Consider the following 18,888-nt stretch of genomic DNA (forward strand, 5'->3'; position numbering starts at 1 on the left):
CCTGTACGGCACCGCCGCGACGCTCGTCCGGGTGCTGGCGGAGGCGCCCGGCCTGCACCTGTGGCTGCTGGCGGTCGTGCCGTTCCCCGCCGTCGCGGCGCTGGCGCTCCTCCAGCGCGCCTACGCCTGCGGCCACTTCGGCGTGGCGTTCGCCTCCGTCCAGCTGGCCGACCCGCTCACCGCCGTCGCCTGCGGCGCCCTGCTCCTCGGCGAGCCCCTCCCCGCCAGCCCGGCCGCCGCCACGGCCGCCGGGCTGCTGGCCGCGGCCGGCACCGTCGCGCTCGCCCGTACGGCCACCGGCGCGGGCCCCGGCGCCACGACACCCCGCGCCACGACACCCCGCGCCACGACACCCCGCGCCACGACACCCCGCGCCACGACACCCCGCGCCACGACACCCCGCGCCACGACACCGCGCGCCACGACCGCCGAGACCGCCGAGACCGTCGTGACCGCGGTGGTCTCCGCCTCCGCGGCCGCCACCGCCTCCATGAGAACCCCCCCTCGTGAGATCGGAGCCCGATGAACGCCCTGCCGCTGACATCCGTCCCCGCCGCCCCGGAGGCCCTGCCCGGCGCCCCCGTGGAGGAGCCGCCCGCCCTGGCCGTCGCCGGGGCCCGCGTCCCGCGACTCCGGGTCCTGATCGCCGGCGACACCTACCCGCCCGACGTGAACGGCGCCGCCCACTTCACCCACCGCCTGGCGACCGGTCTGGCCGCCCGGGGCGGCCAGGTGCAGGTCGTCTGCGCCTCCCCCGAGGGCCCGGCTCGTACGGAGACCGGCGACGGGGTCGTGGTCCACCGGATGCGGTCGGCCCCGCTGCTCGTCCACCCCACGATGCGGGTCAGCCTGCCCGCCGGGCTCGGCCGTGCGCTGGCGGGGCTCATCGCGCGGGTGCGCCCGCAGGTCGTCCACGTCCAGGGACACTTCGTGGTGGGCCGCGCCGCGGTCCGGGCCGCGCGGGCGGCCGGCCTGCCGGTGGTCGCGACCAACCACTTCATGCCGGACAACCTGTTCCAGTTCGGCCGCGTGCCGGCCCGCCTGCGCGGGCGCGCAGGGGACCTCGCGTGGCGCGACCTCACGCGCGTCTTCGCCCGCGCCGACCACGTGACCACGCCCACCCGGATCGCGGCGGGGCTGCTGCGCGACAAGGGCCTCGCCGGCGACGTGGAGGCCGTGTCCTGCGGCATCGACCTGGAGCGGTTCCGGCCCCAGCCGCGGCCATGGGCCCGTGAGTGGGCGCTGCGCCGGTTCGGCCTGCCCGACCGGCCCACCGTGCTGTTCGTGGGCCGCCTGGACGAGGAGAAGCGCCTGGAGGACCTCGTGCTGGCGCTCCCCCACGTGCTCAACCACGTCGACGTGCAGGCGGTGATCGCCGGGACCGGCGGGCGGCGGGCCGGCCTGGAGCGCCTCGCCGCCCGGGTGGGGGTGGGCGACCGCGTGCGCTTCCTCGGGTTCGTCCCCGACGACGAGCTCCCCCGGGTGTACGCGGCGGCCGACGTGTTCGCCATGCCGGGCGTCGCCGAACTGCAGAGCATCGCCACTTTGGAAGCCATGGCCAGCGGGCTGCCGGTCGTCGCGGCCGACGCCATGGCCCTGCCGCACCTTGTCGCCGGCAACGGCCGCCTCTACCGGCCGGGCGACGTCCAGGCGATGGCCCGGCACCTGACGGCCGTGCTGACGTCGGACCGCCTGCGCGCGGAGATGTCGACCGTCAGCCTGGCCATGGCCGCCGAGCACGACCACCGGCATTCGCTCGCGCGGTTCGAGGAGATCTATCGGGAACTCGCCGCCGAACAGTAAAGAATCATGTGAACCACGTGCGGTTTCGGCAAAAAATCGGTTAATGTCCGTTCATGTCCGGCGCTTATTTCCCCCGCATCCAGACCGTCACGGGAGCCCTGCCCGTGGCCGAGATCGACGGTCCCGTGCTGCCCCAGGAGCATCTGCGCAGCGACACCCGGTGGGGGATCGGCGTCGAGTCGGATCCCCATCGGTGGATCGACGAGGAACGGTACGTCCTGGAGGAGATCAGGGCGCTGGGCCGGGAACACGGCCTGGGCCTGGTCGTCGAGCACAGCTGCGCCGGGCTGGCCCGCGACCCCGCCGCCCTCGCGCGGGTGGCCATGGCGGGCCGGGTCCCCGTGGTCGCCGCCACCGGGTTCGCGCCCGAGCCGTTCGCCGGCGACCTCATCCGGCGCTACGGCGTGGAGGACCTCACGTCCGACCTGCTGCACGAGATCGGCGCCGGGCTCGACGGCACCGGCGCGCGGCCCGGCCTCATCGTGGCGTCGGCATGGGGTGAGGTCCCCACGCCCGCCGAGGAGCGGGCCGTCACGGCCGCCGCCCGGGCGTCGCTGCGCACGGACCTTCCGGTGGCCACCGGCGGCCTCGAGCTGCTCGAGCTGCTGCTGTCGCAGAACGTGCCGCCCCGGCGGCTGAGCGCCCGCACCGCCGACCCGCTGGCGCAGCGCAAGATCGCCGAGACCGGCGCGTACGTCAGCGTGTGCGAGGTCGAGGACGTCCTCGCCCTGCTGGACGCCGGGCACGCCGAGCGGGTGCTGCTCAGCAGCGGCGTGACGCGGCGCGAGCACCTGGCCGCCTACGGCGGGCACGGGTACGGCCGGCTGTTCTCCGCCGTCCTCCCGGCCCTGCGGGAGGCCGGCGTGGACGGCGACACCCTGCGTCTCATCACCCACGAGAACCCGCTCCGCTGGCTCACCACCTGACGCGTCCGCGGTGATGGCACGATGTACGGCTGTGGTGACTATCGCCGACTGCCGACGCGTCCAGACCGGCTGGTTCCTGCTCCAGGCCCGGGCCCTGGGCGGCGAGGTGTGGACGGACGGCCCGCTGACCTGGATCGACGGGCTGGACGGCCAGAACCTCATGTTTCCGAGGGAGATGACGACCGCGGCCGTCGTCCGCGGCGTCGAGCGGGCCCGTGACCGGGGACGGCCCATCGTGGGCGCCTGGCTCGATCCGGCCGTCGACCCGGCGCCACTGGCGGAGGCGGGCTTCGAGCGCGGGTGGGCGCCCTGGTGGATGACGGCCGACCTGTCCCGGCCGATCGGCCGCCCGGTCCCCGGGATCGAGCTGCAGGAGGACACCGCCGACTACCAGGAGACGGATCCCGCCTACCGCGAGCTGCTGGCGCTGACCCGGCTGCGGCCGGCCCGCGCCTGGTACGCCGCCGCCTACACCCGCTCCCGCCGGTTCGCGGGCCGGGCCTGGTCGTTCCTCGACGGCGACCTGGCCGGGATCTTCGACATGGAGGTGTGGCAGCCCTTCCGGCGGCGCGGGTTCGGCACCGGCCTGCTGCACGCGGTGTGCGAGGCCGCCCGCGCTGCCGGGGCGCGGCACGCCGTGCTGAACGCGACCCCCGAGGGCGAGCGGCTGTACAGCGCGTGTGGCTTCACCCGCGTCGGCGACGACATCACCTGGTGGCTCCACCTGAGCGACTAGATCGGACGCCGCATTTCGGGAGCCCGGCCGGCTACAGTCAGGAGTCGAAGCCGAAGCCCATCGCGTCGAGCATGCGCAGCCAGGCGTTGCGGCGACCCTGGTGGGCGTCGGCGCGGACCATCGACCAGCGGGTGAACTGGACGACGCCCGACCTGACCGGCTCGGGCGGGAACGGCATGGGCTTGTCCCTGACCATCCGCAGCGACGTGCGCTCGGTCGGCCGGCCGTCAAGCAGGTCGAGCATCACGTTCGCGCCGAACCGGGTGGCGCCGACTCCGAGGCCGGTGTACCCGGCGGCGTAGGCGAGGCGGGAGCCGTACGCCGTGCCGAAGAAGGCGCTGAACCGGCTGCAGGTGTCGATGACCCCGCCCCAGCGGTGGGTGAAGCGCACGCCGTGGAGCTGGGGGAACGTCTCGAAGAAGTGCCTGGCCAGCTTCTCGAACGTGGCGTCCCGCTGGTCGTACTCCGGCCGGACCAGGCCGCCGTTGTGGTAGACGGCGTCGTAGCCGCCCCACAGGACGCGGTTGTCGTCGGTCAGCCGGTAGTAGTGGAACTGGTTGCCCGAGTCGCCGACGCCCTGCCGGTTGCGCCATCCGAGGGCGGCCAGCTGGGCGGCGGACAGCGGCTCGGTCATGAGCGCGTAGTCGTAGACCGGGATGAGGAAGTGCCGCAGCCGTCGCAGCAGCGGGGGGAACGCCCCGGTGCCGAGCGCCACCCGGCGGGCCCTGACGGAACCCTGGGGCGTGCGCAGCTCCAGCAGCCGCCCGCCGTCGCGCAGCGACCGGACCGGCGTCTCCTCGGCGACGCGGACGCCGAGGCGGACGCAGGCGTCCCGCAACCCCCAGGCCAGCCGGGCGGGGTCGACCATCGCCACGCCCTCGCGGTCCCACAGGCCGCCGAGATACGTCGGGGAGTCCAGCTCCGCGCGCACCCGGTCGGCGTCGAGCCGCTCCAGCCGGCGGCCGAGCGACGCGGCGACCGCCGCCTCCTCGTCGAGCCCGGCGAGCTGCCACTCCTCGGTGGCCACGCGCAACTCGCCGGTGCGCTCGAAGGAGCAGGCCACGCCGTGCCGGGCGAGCGACGCCTCGATCTCGCCGAGGTTCTCCCGCCCGAGCCGCTCCAGCGCGGCGATCTCGTCCGGCCAGCGCTCCAGCCCGTTGCCGAGGCCGTGGGTGAGGCTGGCCGCGCAGAACCCGCCGTTGCGGCCGGAGGCGGCCCACCCGGCGCGCCCGCCCTCCAGCAGGACGACGTCGAGCGAGGGGTCCCGCTCCTTGGCCATCAGGGCCGTCCACAGCCCGGTGAAGCCGCCCCCGACGACGGCCAGGTCGGCGGTGACGTCGCCCACGAGCCGCGGCAGCGGCTCGGGCGCGATCGGACGGTCCAGCCAGTACGGCTTGCGCTCCGCGTCAGCGAGCGCCTTCAGCGGACCCACGCATTCCACATCCCTTGCAGATCCCGTACAGATCCCGTGCAGGTGCCGTGCCGGGTCAGGCGCGGCGGCGGGCGGCGAGGGCGTTCACCACAGCGATCAGCACGCCCGCCGCGAAGATCAGCGTGCCCATGACGTTCACCTGCGGCGGGATGCCGACGCGGGTGGCGCCCCAGATCCACAGCGGGAACGTCACGGTGCCGCCGGAGTTGAAGTTGGTGATGACGAAGTCGTCGATGGACAGGGCGAAGGCCAGCATCGACCCGGCCAGCACACCCGGGAAGATCATCGGCAGCGTCACCAGCCGGAAGGTCTCCCAGGTGCCGGCGCCGAGGTCGCGGGCCGCCTCCTCCAGCGACCGGTCCAGCGTCATGACCCGCGCCCGGACCGTCACGGCCACGAACGAGATCGAGAACATGACGTGCGAGATCACGATCGTCCAGAAGCCCAGCGGGACGGCGAGCGTCACGAACAGCGACAGCAGCGAGGCGCCCATCACGATCTCGGCGCAGGAGATGGCCGCGAACATGACGAGGTTCGTCGCCCCGGCCCCGCGGAAGCGGTAGCGGCCGAGCGCGAGCCCGATCAGCGACCCGAGCACCCCGGCGATCACCATGGTCAGCACGGCGATCACCAGCGAGTTCCTCAGGGCCTTGGTCAGGTCGTCGATCTCGAACAGCTTGCCGTACCACTTCAGGGTGAAGCCCTGCCAGGAGGTGTTGAACCGGCCGTGCGTGTCGTTGAACCCGAAAAGGATCATGACCGCGATCGGCAGCACGAGCCAGGCGATCACCAGCCAGGTGTAGACCTGGAGGCCGCGGCCCCTGAACAGGCCCCTGCTCATCGGGCGGCCACCTCCAGCACGTCGTCGGTGCCGAGCGCCCGCGCGTAGACGAAGATGCCGACCAGCAGCAGCGCCATCAGCGTGAACGACAGCGCCGAGGCCGTCGGATAGTCCTGGTTCACCAGGAACTGGTTCTGGATCACGTTACCGATCATGGTGTTGCCGGTGCCGCCGAGGACGGAGGCGTTGACGTAGTCCGACGTCGCGGGCACGAACGTCATGAGCACGCCGGCGAACACGCCCGGCATCGACAGCGGCAGCACCACCCGTAGGAACGTCTGCGTCCTGCCGGCGTACAGGTCCTGCGCCGCCTCCAGCACCCGCGGGTCGATCCGCTCCAGCGCCACGTAGATCGGCAGCACCATGAACGGCAGGAAGTTGTACGCGAGGCCCCCGATGACCGCGACGCCGGTCGCCAGGATGTGGAAGTCCTGCGGGACCAGCCCGGCGCTCTTCAGCGGCCCGAGCAGCAGCCCGTTGTCCGACAGGAAGAACTGCCAGGAGATGGTCCGCAGCACGAACGACACGAGGAACGGCAGCAGCATCAGGAACAGGTAGACCGACTTGCGGCTGCCGCCCCTGAACGCGATCCAGTACGCCACCGGGAAGCCCACGATGATCTGGATCACGGTCGCGGCCAGGCCGTAGAGCACGGACCGGATGATCTGGTCGTGGTAGTTGGCGATGCCGTCCACGTAGCTGTGCCAGTTGAAGGTGAACGCGAACCCGTTCACCACGTCGCCGGACTGGAGCGACAGCGAGAGCATGACGACGGTCGGGACGACGAAGAAGATCGCGAGCCACAGACCGCCCGGGAAGATCAGCGCGTACGGCGTGAGCGCCGCCCTGAGTCGGCTCATGACGTGGTGATGGCCTGGAAGGTGCTCTCGAACTGCTTCTGCTCCGCCGAGTCCTTGAAGACCTTGTAGCTGCGCAGCTTCGACAGGTCGGCGTCGGAGGGGAACACCAGCGGGCTGGCGGCGACGTCCTCCAGGAGCTTCTTGTCGTCCCCGCTCGCCTTGCCGGCGTCGGCGGCGATGACGTCCTTGGCGCCGGGGACCGGGGTGACGTAGTTGATGTACTCGGCCAGGTGCGCGGCGACGTTCACGTCGTAGAAGAAGTCGATGAGCGTGATCGCGTCGACCGGGTTGGAGGCGGTCTTCGGGATCATCATGTTGTCCGTCCAGATGGTCGCGCCCTCCTGCGGGATCACGAACTTCAGGTCGGTGCCGTCGGAGACGTTCTTCTGGAAGATGTCGCCCGACCAGGCCATCGTCAGCCAGATGTCGCCCTTGCTCAGCGGGTCGACGTACGACTGGTCGTAGTACTTGCGGACGATCCCGGAGTCGCGCTGCTCCTTGAGCTTGGCCGCCGCCTTCTCCCAGTCGGCCGGGCCGGACTTGTCCGGGTCGATCCCCAGCGCGAACAGGCCGAAGTTGGCGATCTCCTGCGAGTCGGACATCATGCCGACCTTGCCCTTGTACTTCGGGTTCCACAGGTCGGCCATGCTGGTCGGCGGGGTGTCGACGTACTTGGGGTTGTAGGCGATGCCCGTCATGCCCGACGCCCACGGCACGCTGTAGACGTTGCCCGGGTCGTAGGACTCGTTCTTGTACCGCTCCCCCGCGTTCGCCGTATAGTTCGGCAGCTTGGAGTGGTCGAGCGGCACGAGGTACCCGAGCTGGACGAGCTGGGTGAACTGGATGCCGTTGGTGACCACCATGAGGTCGTAGCCGATGGACTGCCCGGCGGCGAGCTGCGGCTGGATCTTGGCGAACCAGCTCGCGTTGTCCTGGATGACCTCCTTGTAGGTCACCGTGATCCCGGTCTGCTTGGTGAACTGCTGCAGCTCGGGGTGCTTGGGGTCCATGTAGAGGGGCCAGTTGGCGAAGTCGACGTGGCCGGTCTTGGCCTTGCCCGCCCAGTACTTCTCCACCTCGGACTGGGCCTGGGCGGAGGAGGTCGGCTTGGCCACGCCCTTGCCCTGGACGCCGCAGGCGGCGAGCGCGAGGCCGGCGGCGGACATGCCGGCCAGGCGGAAGGCGTCCCGGCGGCCGAGACGGCGCTGGGTCGAGCCACGGAGGAAGGCGGGGTCGCGCCTGAAGTCGTTCATGGGGTTCGTGCTCCGGGGGTGTCGCGGTTAGCGCAGTTCGTAGGAGTGCCGGGGCTGCCAGGACAGCCACACCGTGTCGCCGCGCTCCGCGGTGATGGTGCTGTCATGGGCGTTCTGCTCGAACACGGTGATCTCCGCGCCGTCCGCGAGGACCACCAGGTAGCTGTTGTACGTGCCGAGGTAGACGACCTCGGAGACGGTCCCCCGCACGACGCTCAGGTCGCCCGTGGGCTGCTCCTTGGCGATCGTGATCTTCTCGGGCCGCACGGTGAGGTCGACGGTGTCGCCGGCGGAGACCGTCCCGTCCACGGGGATGACGATCCGGTCGCTCGGCCCGAGGGCCAGCACCGCGGTGTCGCCGGACACGGTCTGCACGGCGCCGCTCAGCAGGTTCGAGGTGCCGATGAACCCGGCGACGAACTTCGTCGAGGGCCGCTCGTAGATCTCGCGGGGCTCGGCCAGCTGCTCGACCAGGCCGTCGTTCATGACGGCGATGCGGTCGCTCATCGTGAGCGCCTCGCCCTGGTCGTGGGTGACGTAGACGAACGTGATGCCGACCTCGCGCTGGATGCGCTTCAGCTCGATCTGCATGGCCTGGCGGAGCTTGAGGTCGAGCGCTCCCAGGGGCTCGTCGAGGAGGAGCGCGCGGGGGCGGTTGACCAGGGCGCGCGCGAGCGCGACCCGCTGCTGCTGGCCGCCGGACATCTCCTTCGGGCGGCGCTTCTCCCGCCCCACGAGGTCGACGACCTCGAGGATCTCGCCGACGCGACGTGTGATCTCGGCGTCGGGCACCTTCCTGCGCCTGAGTCCGAACGCGACGTTGTCCCAGACGTTCATGTGCGGGAACAGCGCGTAGGACTGGAAGACCATGTTCACGTCACGCTTGTTCGGGGGGACGCTCGTGACGTCCTCCCCGTGGAGCCTGACGACGCCCCCTGTGGGGTCCTCGAACCCGGCGATCATCCGCATGCTGGTGGTCTTGCCGCAACCCGACGGGCCGAGGAGGGAGAAGAACTCGCCCTCCGCGATGGCGAGGCTGACGCCCTTGACCGCCCTTACGACCTCACCGTGCGAGACATACTCCTTGACGACGTTGTCGAGCTCGATGGCGGGCACGTCCTGTGATACGGGGGCAGCCTCGACGGCTGCCCCCGCGCCCGCCTGGATTTCTGTCATTCCAGGCTTATCCCTCTTTATCAATAGGTCCGGGGCCGGCTCTGCCTCGCCCGCCGACGGAGCCCTATTCGCCGATGTAGTGCATGACGTGCTTGACCCGCGTGTAGTCGTGCAGGCCGAAGACGGACAGGTCCTTGCCGTAGCCGGAGTGCTTGAAGCCGCCGTGCGGCATCTCCGACACGAACGGGATGTGGGTGTTGACCCAGACGACGCCGAAGTCGAGCCTCTTCGACATCCGCATCGCCCGGCCGTGGTCGGAGGTCCAGACCGACCCCGACAGGCCGTAGCGGACGCCGTTCGCCTTGGCGAGGGCGTCGGCCTCGTCGGTGAAGGTCTGGATCGTCATGACGGGCCCGAAGACCTCGTCCTGGACCATCTCGTCGTCCTGGCGGAGCCCGTCGACGACGGTCGGGGCGAAGAAGAAGCCCTTGTCGCCGAGGCGGGCGCCGCCCGTGAGGACCTTCGCGTGCTCGGGGAGCCGCTCGAAGAAGCCCTCGACCCTGGCCAGCTGGTTGGGGTTGTTCAGCGGGCCGAAGTAGGCGTCCTCCTCGTCGAGGCCGCCCACCTTGGTGTTCGCGGCGGCCTCGGTGAGGGCCGCGGCGAACTCGTCGTGAATGCTCTCGTGGACCAGGATCCGGCACGCCGCGGTGCAGTCCTGGCCGGCGTTGTACAGGCCCGCCCCGGCGATGCCCTCGGCGACGGCCTTGATGTCCTTGACGTCCTCGAAGACGACGACCGGGGCCTTGCCGCCCAGCTCCAGGTGGACGCGCTTGAGGTCGTCGGCGGCCGAGCGGGCGACCGACATGCCCGCGCCCACCGAGCCGGTGATGGCGACCATGCTCGCGGCCGGGTGCGAGACCACCAGGGCGCCGGTCTCGCGGTCGCCGGTGACCACGTTGAAGACGCCGGGCGGGAGCACGTCGCCCAGGATCTCGGCCAGCTTGAGGGTCGAGGCGGGAGTGGTGTCGGACGGCTTGAGGACGATGGTGTTGCCGGCGGCCAGCGCCGGGGCGATCTTCCAGACCGCCATCATCATGGGGTAGTTCCACGGGGTGACCTGGCCGACGACGCCGATCGGCTCGTGCCGGATCACGGAGGTGTGGTCGGCGAGGAACTCCCCGGCCGTCGGGCCCTCCAGCGTGCGGGCGGCGCCGGCGAAGAAGCGGAAGTGGTCGGAGGCGACCGGGGTCTCGTCCTCGGCCATCCGGGCGCGCGGCTTGCCGGTGTTGCGGCACTCCGCCTCGTTGATCTCGTCGGCGCGGGCCTCGATCGCGTCGGCGACCTTGAGCAGCAGCGCGGCGCGCTCGCCCGGCGTCGTCTGACCCCACGTCTCGAACGCGGCCGACGCGGCGGCGTACGCGGCGTCGACGTCCTCCTGACCCGACACCGGCGCCTGAGCGTAGACCTCCCCCGTCGTAGGGTCTACGACGTCGGAGAAACGGCCGCTCGTTGCGTCGACGAACTTCCCGTTCACGAAGTTCTGGAGACGGGTGGTCACCGTTGACCTCCTGGTGAGGTGGCTGAGTTGTCGCGACTCTGGCAGACAAACACGACATGAACAAGGGATTTCGTGGCTAAGATACCAAATTGCTACGAAATCGCTTGACAGAGGCGATTGAGCTGACAACATGTCAGACCACGACCGCAACATGTCAGGAACGGCCGCGTAACACGAGGTACGTAAGGGCTTTCCCCCGCTCGCCCGGCTAGAGAGGACACCCCCCGAGGATGACGACACCGCCAAAGGTACGCGCGGCCGCCAAGGGTGGGCCGGTGGTGCTGGACGAGATCTCCAAGCAGATCATCGAGCAGCTCCAGACGGACGGGCGAAAGCCGTACGCGGCGATCGGCAAGGCGGTGGGGCTGTCGGAGGCTGCGGTTCGCCAGCGGGTGCAGCGGCTGCTCGACCTCGGCGTGATGCAGATCGTCGCGGTGACCGACCCGCTCACGCTCGGGTTCCCGCGGCAGGCCATGATCTCCATCAAGTGCGAGGGCGACCTGGAGTCGGTGGCCGACGAGCTGTCGTCGATCGAGGAGATCGACTACGTGGTGCTCACCGCGGGCTCGGTGGACATCATGGTCGAGGTGGTCTGCGAGGGTGACAGCCATCTGCTGGAGATCCTCGGGAAGATCCGGGCCATCCCGAGCGTGCGGGCGACCGAGACCTTCGTCTACCTCAAGCTCCACAAGCAGACCTATTCCTGGGGCACCCGCTAGACGATCCTCGCGACCGCGCGCACGGGCGCGCCGTCGGCCCTCGGGAGCAGGATCGGCAGCAGCGACACCTCGATCGCGCGACCGGCCGCCTGCGCCTCCAGGAGCGGATCGAGGTTGCGCAGGTTCTCCGCGATGACGGCGTGGGCGCCGCACAGGGCCCGGTGCGCCGGAAGGTCCTCGGCCGGCGTGGGGTCCACGCTCAGCGCGTCGATCCCGACCGTGCGCACGCCCGACGCGACCACCAGGCCGGCGGCCTCCGGCGAGAGGAAGGGGTGCTCCAGGTACTCCGCGGTCCCCCACCGACCGGCCCAGCCCGTCGCGACGAGCAGGATCACTCCGGGCGAAAGGTGGGGCGCGAGCGTCTCCGGCGGGATCGGCGACCGGGGCGGCAGCCCGCGAGCGTCGGCGACCGCCGCCGGGCCCACGAAGCGCTCCAGCGGCAGGTCGTCCAGGGCGGGGAGCGCGTCGTCCACGTGGTACGGCGCGTCCACGTGGGTGCCCGACTGCGACCCGAGGTGCAGGGCGAGCACGTTGACGCCCTCGGCGGCCGTGGTGAGCGCCGGGACGATCTCCACCTCGGGGTCGCCGGGATAGACCGGCATCCCGGTGACCAGGGGCACCGACAGGTCGACGAACACGCTGCCTCGCCTTCTCCAGGGCTCAGTGCTTCTCCGTGACCGCGAGGAGGCTCACCAGGTCGTACGCCACGTGGGAGGCCGCGACCGCGGTCATCTCCGCGTGATCGTACGCCGGGGCGACCTCCACCACGTCCGCACCGACGAGGTCGCATCCGGCGAGCCCGCGCAGGATCTCCAGGAGTTCGCGGCTGGTCAGCCCGCCCGCCTCGGGCGTCCCGGTGCCCGGCGCGTGGGCCGGGTCGAGCACGTCGATGTCGACGGACACGTACAGCGGCCGGCCGCCGATCCGCTCCCGCAGCGCCGCGGCCACCTCGTCGACCCCCCGCCGCATCACGTCGGCGCTGGTGACGACGCCGAACCCCAACCGGTGGTCGTCGTCGAGGTCCTTCTTCGCGTACAGCGGCCCGCGGATGCCGACGTGACTCAGTGCCTCGGTGTCGAGGACGCCCTCCTCCACGGCCCTGCGGAACGGAGTGCCGTGGGTGTACTCGGCTCCGAAGTAGGTGTCCCAGGTGTCGAGGTGCGCGTCGAAGTGCAGCAGCGCGACGGGACCGTGCTCCCGGGCCGCCGCCCGCAGCAGCGGCAGCGCGATCGTGTGGTCGCCGCCGATCGTGACGAGCCGGGTGCCGCCCGCCATGAGCGCGGACGCCGCCCCCTCCAGCGTCTCGACGGCCTCCCTGATGTCGAACGGGTTGACCGCCACGTCCCCGGCGTCGGCGACCTGCACGGCCTCGAACGGCGACACGTCGAGCCCCGGATGGTACGGCCGGAGCAGGCGGCTCGCCTCACGCACGGCGGACGGGCCGAAGCGGGCCCCCGGCCGGTAGGACACGCCGCTGTCGAACGGCACGCCCACGACCGCCACGTCCGCGCGCTCCACCTCGTCGATGCGCGGCAACCGCGCGAAGGTCGCAGGCCCCGCGAAGCGGGGGACGCGGGAGGAGTCGACGGGCCCCCGTGGCTCGGTCATGACGTGTGCCTGCCCTTCTTCTCGGTGTTCGTGTCGTCCCGGTGGCCGTCGTACAGGTCGGCCCGGCGGTCCCGGTGGACGTCGTTGCGCGGCCCGACCGCCTTGTCCCGCGCCTCGGACAGGTCGCAGTCGGCCACCAGCACGGCGGCGCGGTCCTGCAGCAGCGGTCCCGCGAGCGGGTAGCCGTCCGGGCCCATGATCGAGGTGCCGCACACCCATCCCACGCCCCGCTCGGCGGCGCAGCGGTCGGCGACCGCGACGAACATGCGGTTCGCGGCCGCGGCCACCTGCGCGTGCGCGACCAGCACCGGCCGCTCCCCCGCCGGCACCGGTGAGGACGGCCAGTTGGTGGACACGGCCAGCACATCGGCCCCCGCCAGCGCGGCGGCGCGCACCCACTCAGGAAACTCCAGGTCGTAGCAGACCATCATCCCGACGCGGCCGATCGCGGTCTCGACCACGGGCGGACGCTCACCGCCCGGGGTGAACACGTCCTGCTCGTCGTGCCACAGGTGGGCCTTGCGGTAGACGGCCCGCAGCCCGCCGGGGTCGACCATCGCCTGGCTGTTGCGCACCCCGTCCGGGGTCTGCTCGCAGAACCCGCCGACGATCACCAGGTCGTGCGCGCGGGCCAGGCGCTCCCACTGCGAAACCGTCGGCCCGTCGGGCGGCTCGGCGAGCGCCCTCGCCTCCTCCGGCCCGGTGAAGACGTAGCCGCTGTTGACGAGCTCGGGCAGCACCACGAGCCGGGCCCCGGCCGCGGCGGCCTCGGCGACCGCGGCGGCGGCCGCCTCCCGGTTGCCGGCCGCCCGCCCCACCTGCAGGGGGAGCTGCGCGACGGCCACCCGCGCCGTGGCGGTCACAGGCTGACCAGCTCGCGCTCGCTGGCCTCGACGACCGACTCCTCGGAGGCGACGTCGAGCGTGCGGCACAGCGCCAGGTAGACGCCGCCGGCCACGACCAGCCCGACCGCGAACGCGACGTCCACGCCGCCGATCGCGGCGGCCACCGGCCCCGTGAAGAAGCTCAGCACGACGAACGGGACCATGGCGGCCAGGCCGGCCAGGTAGGAGACGAGGCCGCGCCACGCCCACATCCCGTAGATGCCGTCCTTGCGGAACAGGTGGGTGATCGCGTAGTGGCCGCGCCGGACGAAGAAGTAGTCGACGAGGTTCACGGCGGTCCAGGGCACCAGGACGTACAGCATGATGAGCTGCGCGTTGGTGAACGCGGTCGAGAAGTCCGTGATGAGGACCATGCCGACGAACGCCGACACGACGGCGAGGACGAGGACCGTGACGATCCGGATCGACCGCGTCGGCGTCACCGGACGCACCGTGTCCACCGCCGTCACGACCGTCAGCATGCCGCTGTACGCGTTGAGGCCCATGGTGGCCACGAGAACGAGCACCGACACGACGGTGAGCACGCCGCCGAGACCGGTGACCACGTTCTCCCCCGCGTCGTGGATGCCGACCAGCGGGTCGCTCACCCCGAGGCGGGTGGCCATCCAGGCGCCGATGGGGATCAGCCACAGCGGGGAGGCCGAGGCGCCGAAGAAGACCGACCACACGATGTGCGAGGTCCTGGTCCGCCGCGGCAGGTAGCGGGAGTAGTCCGAGACGTACGGCGCGTAGGTGATGTTGTAGGAGGCGGCCACGGCGAACTGGACCATGAAGGCGACCCAGGTGAAGCCCCCGGCCGCCGGGGCCTTCCCGCCCGCTCCCCCGGCCAGGACGGCGACGGTCAGCACGAGCCACAGCGGCAGCGAGATCCAGAACAGCACCTGGAACGCCCGGTGCATCCAGTCGTAGCCGTAGACGGCGAGCACGGCCGCCACGACCGTGATGACCAGGCCGACCACCGGCTTGCTCCAGCCGAAGACCGCGTTGAGGCCGTTGTCGACGATGACCGTGTCGATGACGTTGAAGCCGACGTAGGTGAACAGCGTGCCCGCGAGGGCCACCACCACGCCGCGGTACCCGAGCTGGGCCCGCGACTGCACCATCTGCGGCAGCCCGAGCCACGGCCCCTGCGAGGCGTGGAACGCCATGAAGAACGTCCCGAACAGCACGCCGAGGGCGCTGGCGAGCGAGGTCCACCCGAGGGACAGGCCCATCGCCGGGCCGATGAAGCCGAGCGCGACCGTGTAGGGCTGGAAGTTGCCGCAGAACCAGAACGGGCCCTGGTGCCAGACCTTGCCGTGGCGCTCGGTCTCCGGCACGTAGTCGATGGAACGGACCTCGATTCCTCCCGCGGGGGAGGCCGCAGTCGTGGTCATACATTCCTCCTGGTCATGGGGAGATTGGTCGAGTCTGCCGTCCGCCCGTTCAGCCGGACAATTGTCACCATCACGGGAAATAAGGTGACGTTTGTGGATGGGCACAAAGCAGACGACGGCCCCGCGACCGTCGAGGACCTGGTGCGCTCGCCCGCGCTTCAGCTTCGGGTGGTGGCGGGCGAGCGCGGGCTGGGCCGGTCGGTGTCCTGGGCCCATGTGAGCGAGCTGGAGGACCCCACCCCCTGGCTGCTCGGCGCCGAGCTGATCATGACGACCGGCATCGGCGTCCCCCGCGGGGCCGCCGCCCAGCGGGCCTATCTCGAGCGGCTCGACGACGCCGGGGTCGCCGGGCTCGCCCTGAGCGCCGGTCTGCACGTGCCGCCGCTGCGCCGCGGGTTCCTCGACGCCGCCGAGGAGCGCGGGTTCCCGGTGCTGGAGGTGCCGCTGGCCGTCCCGTTCATCGCGGTCGCCCAGGAGGTCGCGGCGGCCGTGCAGGAGGACGCGCGGCAGCGGCTCGGCGCGCAGCTGCAGGTGTTCGGCGCGCTGCGCTGGCTGGCCTCCGAGGGACTCGACGCCGCCGCGCTGTTCACCCGGCTGGAACGGCTGTCGGGCTACGACGTGTACCTGAGCACGCCCCAGGGCCGGCCGCTGCTGCCCGGCGTGCCCGTCCCCCCGGACTCGGTGACGCTGCCGTCCTCGGCGGAGGCGCCGCCCACGATTCCCGGCGGCTTCGCGCTGCCCGTCCCCGCGCCGGACGGCCCGGCCGGGTTCCTCGTGGCGTTCGAGCGGGAGGGCGCGCGCCCGGCGGGGCTGGCCGTCGTCCAGCACATCGCGACCGTGGCCGCCCTCCAGGTCGCCATGGTGCGCAGCGAGCGCGAGACGCTGCGCCGCCAGGGCGCCGAGACGCTCGCCGAGTTGCTGCAGGACGCGCTCGACCCGGCCACCGCCCGCCGCCGGCTCTCCCGGATGGGCCTGCCGCCGGAGGAGGACGTGGCGTTGCTCGTGGTCCGCGGCGCCGCCGAGGACGCCGTCGTCCGGGCGCTCGACGAGCACCCCCACCTGATGCTCCGCCACCACCGCGATCTGTACGTGCTCACGCCGTGGTCGTCCGGCGGGCCCGGCGCGGCGAGCGGGCTGCGGGAGATCCCGGGCATCGCGGTCGGCGTCAGCAGGCCGCTGCGGCCGGGACGCTCGCTGCGGGTGGCACAGCGGGAGGCTTCATGGGCCGCGTCGAGGGCCGCCGAGTCGGGCCAGCCCGTCGTCGGCTACGGCGAGGACACGACGGGCCGCTGGCTGCCCGACGACGTCGGCGTGCTGTCCGGCCTGGTCGAGCACGTGCTCGGCGACGTCCTGCGCTACGACGCCGAACACGGCTCGGGCCTCGTCGCCTCCGTCCGGACGTGGATGGAGCGCGACCGCCGGGTGGACGACGCGGCCAGGGCCCTGCACGTCCACCCGAACACGCTGTCCTACCGGTTGCGCAGGTTCGGGGCGCTCACCGGCCGCGACCTGTCCGCGACCGGTGACTTCGCCGAGGTGTGGCTGGCGATCCGGGCCGCCGGGCAGCTCGGCCGGATCACCTGGGATCCGTGAGCCCTACAGCTTCGGCTTGGCGGCCTTGTAGAGCCACGCGTCGAAGAGCGGGTCGAGGTCCTGGCCCGACAGCTTCTCCGCGAGGTCGACGAAGTCGCGGGTCGTGACCGTCCCGTACTTGTTGTCCTCGGTCCAGGTCTTGAGGAGCGTGAAGAAGGTGTCGTCGCCGATCTTCTTGCGCAGGGCGTGCAGGGTCATGCCGCCGCGCAGGTAGACCGCCTCCCAGTCGAACATGTCGGCCCGGCCGGGGTTGCCCGTCTTCGTGTCCCAGAACGCGCCCTTCTGCCTGTAGTGCTTGTCGAAGATCGACTGGGCCGACGGGCCGCCGTGCTGCTCCTGGTAGAGCCACTCGGCGTACGTCGCGAAGCCCTCGTTGAGCCAGATGTCCTTCCAGCTCCGCAGGCCGACGCTGTCGCCGAACCACTGGTGGGCCAGCTCGTGCACGATCTCCAGGTCCTCGCTCGGGCCGCCGTCGTACACCGGCCTGCCCTGCGTCTCCAGCGCGTATCCCACGTTCAGCTTGTCGCCGATGCCGCCGGTGGAGGAGAACGGGTAGCCGCCGAAGACCTTCGACTCCCAGGCGATGGCCTTGGCCGTGGTGCGGTGCAGGTACTTCGACTTCTTGGCGACCGCCGGGTCGTAGGCCGTGATGTTCGGCACGCCCGCGACGGCGCCCTCGGTGACCTTGAACTTCCCGATCGCGATCATCGCGAGGTACGTCGCCATCGGCTGGGACATCTCCCACCTGACCGTGGTGTAGCCGTTCCTGACGGGGACGATCCCGGGGTTCTTCGGCTCGCCGTTGGCCAGGACCGTCAGGCCCACCGGGACCGAGACGCGGAAGCCGAAGGTCGCCTTGTCCTGCGGGTTGTCGTTGGCCGGGAACCAGCTGCGGGCGCCGTCCGGCTCGGACACCACGGTGGCGCCGTCCTTGGTGTTGATCCAGCCCTCCAGCCCGAGGGCCTTGTCGTTGATCGCCTTCGGCGCGCCCGCGTACGACACCTCGACCGTGAAGGCGGCGCCCGACGGCAGTCCCTCCTTGGGGGTGACCACGAGCTCCTGGCCCTTGCGGCGGTAGGAGGCCCGCTTCCCGTTCACCTCCAGCTTCGTGATCGCCGGTCCGGAGTAGTCGAGGTCGAACCGGGAGAGGTTCTTGGTCGCGGTGGCCTTGATGGTCGTGGTCGCGGAGATGCGGTGGGTCCTGGGGTCGAACCGCAGGGCGATGTCGTAGTGGCCCACGTCGTAGCCGCCGTTGCCCGCCAGCGGGAAGTACGGGTCGCCGAGGCCGGCGGAGCCGGGCGTGAAGGTGTCCTTCGACTCGGTGCGGGACGCGTCCCGGAGGGTCGTGCGGCGAGCGGTCGCGAGGGCCGCCGTGCCGCGCTCGCGGGAGGCCGTGCGGCGGGCGCCGGCCTCCAGGGCGGCGGCATCGCGCGGACCGGCCTCCAGGGCGGCGCCGGCGTCAGCGGGCCGGGCGTCGCCGGAGCGCGCGTCCTGGACGGTGACGGTGAGGGGGGCGTCATCCCCTCCGGGCGTGTCGGCGAGGGCGGCCGTGGGGGTGACCGTGGGGGTGACTGCGGTTGTGAGCAAGGTCAGACCGGCGGCGGCAAGCGCCGCAAGGGGGGATCTGCGAGGCATGGCCACCATCGTGGTGCATCGCCCCGGCAAATATGTACTTATTCCATTTCGGTCAGGCTTCGGTCTGGTCGTCCGGACCGGTGTGTACGGTGGTCCCCGGCTCGAGGGGAGTCAGGGGCGGCGTTCGAGGATGCCGGCGATTTCGTTCAGGAAGCCGTCCACCTCGGTGATCGCGTACCCGGGGCGGAACATCACCGTGGAGAACGTGGCCGCCCGGACCTCGTCGGGGGTCAGCGGCCGGTCGGCGGTGCCGCGGAGCGTCTCGACCACCCGGTCGAGGAAGGCGTCCACCTCGTCCTCCCGGTAGCCCATGCCCAGCCGGCCCGGCCGGAAGGCCACCCGCTCGACCTTCTCGGCGTGGCCCTCCCACCACTCCGGCGTTCCCGGGCGGGGCGGTGCGGGTGTCGCCCCAGCAGGCTCTGCCGTACGGGCTGGGGGTGGAGGTGGGGGTGCGGCGGCCGGCGGGGCGGACGGCGCGGCGGGGGCAGGCGATGCGGCGCCGAGCGGGGCCGCGGAGGCCGGCGAGG

At 71.8% G+C, this 18,888-nt stretch carries 17 protein-coding genes and 1 pseudogene; 6 read left to right on the forward strand and 12 right to left on the reverse strand.

The genetic code is table 11. The features are described from left to right. The 4 genes and pseudogenes from MPTA5024_RS42385 to MPTA5024_RS20810 all read left to right on the forward strand — a co-directional run. Positions 1 to 526 (forward strand): annotated as a pseudogene (locus MPTA5024_RS42385) (hypothetical protein); the annotation flags it as partial. After that, a complete protein-coding gene (locus MPTA5024_RS20800; protein WP_084369885.1) occupies positions 523 to 1,803 on the forward strand; it encodes a glycosyltransferase in 1,281 nt (426 codons plus the stop codon). The pseudogene MPTA5024_RS42385 and the gene MPTA5024_RS20800, both read left to right, overlap by 4 nt. Before the next feature lie 53 nt (positions 1,804 to 1,856). Further along, complete coding sequence (locus tag MPTA5024_RS20805; protein WP_036327117.1) at positions 1,857 to 2,729, forward strand: aryldialkylphosphatase; 873 nt, start codon at positions 1,857 to 1,859, stop codon at positions 2,727 to 2,729. Between the two features lie 31 nt (positions 2,730 to 2,760). Next, positions 2,761 to 3,465, forward strand: coding sequence for a GNAT family N-acetyltransferase (locus tag MPTA5024_RS20810; protein WP_198167311.1), 705 nt, complete (start codon positions 2,761 to 2,763; stop codon positions 3,463 to 3,465). Positions 3,466 to 3,502: 37 nt separating this feature from the next. Here the strand turns inward: MPTA5024_RS20810 and MPTA5024_RS20815 are convergent, their stop codons facing one another. The 6 genes from MPTA5024_RS20815 to MPTA5024_RS20840 all read right to left on the reverse strand — a co-directional run bounded on the left by MPTA5024_RS20815 (position 3,503) and on the right by MPTA5024_RS20840 (position 10,525). Further along, a complete protein-coding gene (locus tag MPTA5024_RS20815; protein WP_036327119.1) occupies positions 3,503 to 4,897 on the reverse strand; it encodes an NAD(P)/FAD-dependent oxidoreductase in 1,395 nt (464 codons plus the stop codon). A 55-nt stretch (positions 4,898 to 4,952) separates the two neighbouring features. Next, the gene (locus MPTA5024_RS20820; RefSeq protein ID WP_036327121.1) at positions 4,953 to 5,738 is read right to left on the reverse strand and encodes an ABC transporter permease; all 786 of its coding nucleotides are present in this window, start codon (positions 5,736 to 5,738) and stop codon (positions 4,953 to 4,955) included. Next, on the reverse strand, positions 5,735 to 6,598 hold the full coding sequence (locus MPTA5024_RS20825) for an ABC transporter permease (protein ID WP_036327123.1): 864 nt from the start codon (positions 6,596 to 6,598) through the stop codon (positions 5,735 to 5,737). The genes MPTA5024_RS20820 and MPTA5024_RS20825 overlap by 4 nt, the downstream gene beginning before the upstream one ends. Then, positions 6,595 to 7,851 carry a polyamine ABC transporter substrate-binding protein gene (locus MPTA5024_RS20830; RefSeq protein WP_036327124.1) on the reverse strand — a complete coding sequence of 419 codons (1,257 nt, stop codon included), beginning with the start codon at positions 7,849 to 7,851 and terminating at the stop codon, positions 6,595 to 6,597. The genes MPTA5024_RS20825 and MPTA5024_RS20830 overlap by 4 nt, the downstream gene beginning before the upstream one ends. Positions 7,852 to 7,878: 27 nt before the next feature. After that, positions 7,879 to 9,027 carry an ABC transporter ATP-binding protein gene (locus MPTA5024_RS20835; protein ID WP_036327125.1) on the reverse strand — a complete coding sequence of 383 codons (1,149 nt, stop codon included), beginning with the start codon at positions 9,025 to 9,027 and terminating at the stop codon, positions 7,879 to 7,881. Between the two features lie 64 nt (positions 9,028 to 9,091). Continuing rightward, positions 9,092 to 10,525: a gamma-aminobutyraldehyde dehydrogenase gene (locus tag MPTA5024_RS20840; protein WP_036327127.1), complete on the reverse strand. Its 1,434-nt coding sequence runs from the start codon at positions 10,523 to 10,525 to the stop codon at positions 9,092 to 9,094. A 230-nt stretch (positions 10,526 to 10,755) separates the two neighbouring features. Here MPTA5024_RS20840 and MPTA5024_RS20845 point away from each other — a divergent pair, with 230 nt between their 5' ends. Continuing rightward, entirely contained in the window at positions 10,756 to 11,244 is a 489-nt protein-coding gene (locus MPTA5024_RS20845) for an Lrp/AsnC family transcriptional regulator (protein ID WP_036327130.1), read from the forward strand. Here MPTA5024_RS20845 and MPTA5024_RS20850 read toward each other — a convergent pair. The 4 genes from MPTA5024_RS20850 to MPTA5024_RS20865 are packed head-to-tail and all read right to left on the reverse strand — an operon-like array spanning position 11,241 to position 15,133. Then, positions 11,241 to 11,882: a cyclase family protein gene (locus MPTA5024_RS20850; RefSeq protein WP_036327133.1), complete on the reverse strand. Its 642-nt coding sequence runs from the start codon at positions 11,880 to 11,882 to the stop codon at positions 11,241 to 11,243. The genes MPTA5024_RS20845 and MPTA5024_RS20850 overlap by 4 nt on opposite strands. Positions 11,883 to 11,904: 22 nt before the next feature. Continuing rightward, the gene (gene speB, locus MPTA5024_RS20855; protein WP_036327135.1) at positions 11,905 to 12,852 is read right to left on the reverse strand and encodes an agmatinase; all 948 of its coding nucleotides are present in this window, start codon (positions 12,850 to 12,852) and stop codon (positions 11,905 to 11,907) included. Beyond that, positions 12,849 to 13,715, reverse strand: coding sequence for a nitrilase-related carbon-nitrogen hydrolase (locus MPTA5024_RS20860; protein ID WP_051458467.1), 867 nt, complete (start codon positions 13,713 to 13,715; stop codon positions 12,849 to 12,851). The genes speB and MPTA5024_RS20860 overlap by 4 nt, the downstream gene beginning before the upstream one ends. Next, positions 13,712 to 15,133 (reverse strand): purine-cytosine permease family protein, encoded by a 1,422-nt coding sequence (locus MPTA5024_RS20865; RefSeq protein WP_036327137.1) that lies wholly within the window; start codon positions 15,131 to 15,133, stop codon positions 13,712 to 13,714. Before MPTA5024_RS20865 ends, MPTA5024_RS20860 begins: the two co-directional genes overlap by 4 nt. Before the next feature lie 93 nt (positions 15,134 to 15,226). Between MPTA5024_RS20865 and MPTA5024_RS20870 the strand changes: the two genes are divergently transcribed. Continuing rightward, positions 15,227 to 16,726: a PucR family transcriptional regulator gene (locus MPTA5024_RS20870; protein ID WP_036327139.1), complete on the forward strand. Its 1,500-nt coding sequence runs from the start codon at positions 15,227 to 15,229 to the stop codon at positions 16,724 to 16,726. A gap of 3 nt (positions 16,727 to 16,729) precedes the next feature. On the opposite strand, the gene MPTA5024_RS20875 is transcribed toward MPTA5024_RS20870, so the two are convergent. Further along, complete coding sequence (locus tag MPTA5024_RS20875) at positions 16,730 to 18,361, reverse strand: M1 family metallopeptidase (protein ID WP_084369987.1); 1,632 nt, start codon at positions 18,359 to 18,361, stop codon at positions 16,730 to 16,732. Positions 18,362 to 18,472: 111 nt separating this feature from the next. After that, positions 18,473 to 18,888: DivIVA domain-containing protein (locus tag MPTA5024_RS42390; RefSeq protein ID WP_198167313.1), on the reverse strand; the 416-nt coding region annotated here is incomplete at its 5' end.

This window comes from Microbispora sp. ATCC PTA-5024 (assembly GCF_000511135.2).
In the GTDB taxonomy this organism is placed as follows: Bacteria; Actinomycetota; Actinomycetes; order Streptosporangiales; family Streptosporangiaceae; genus Microbispora; species Microbispora corallina.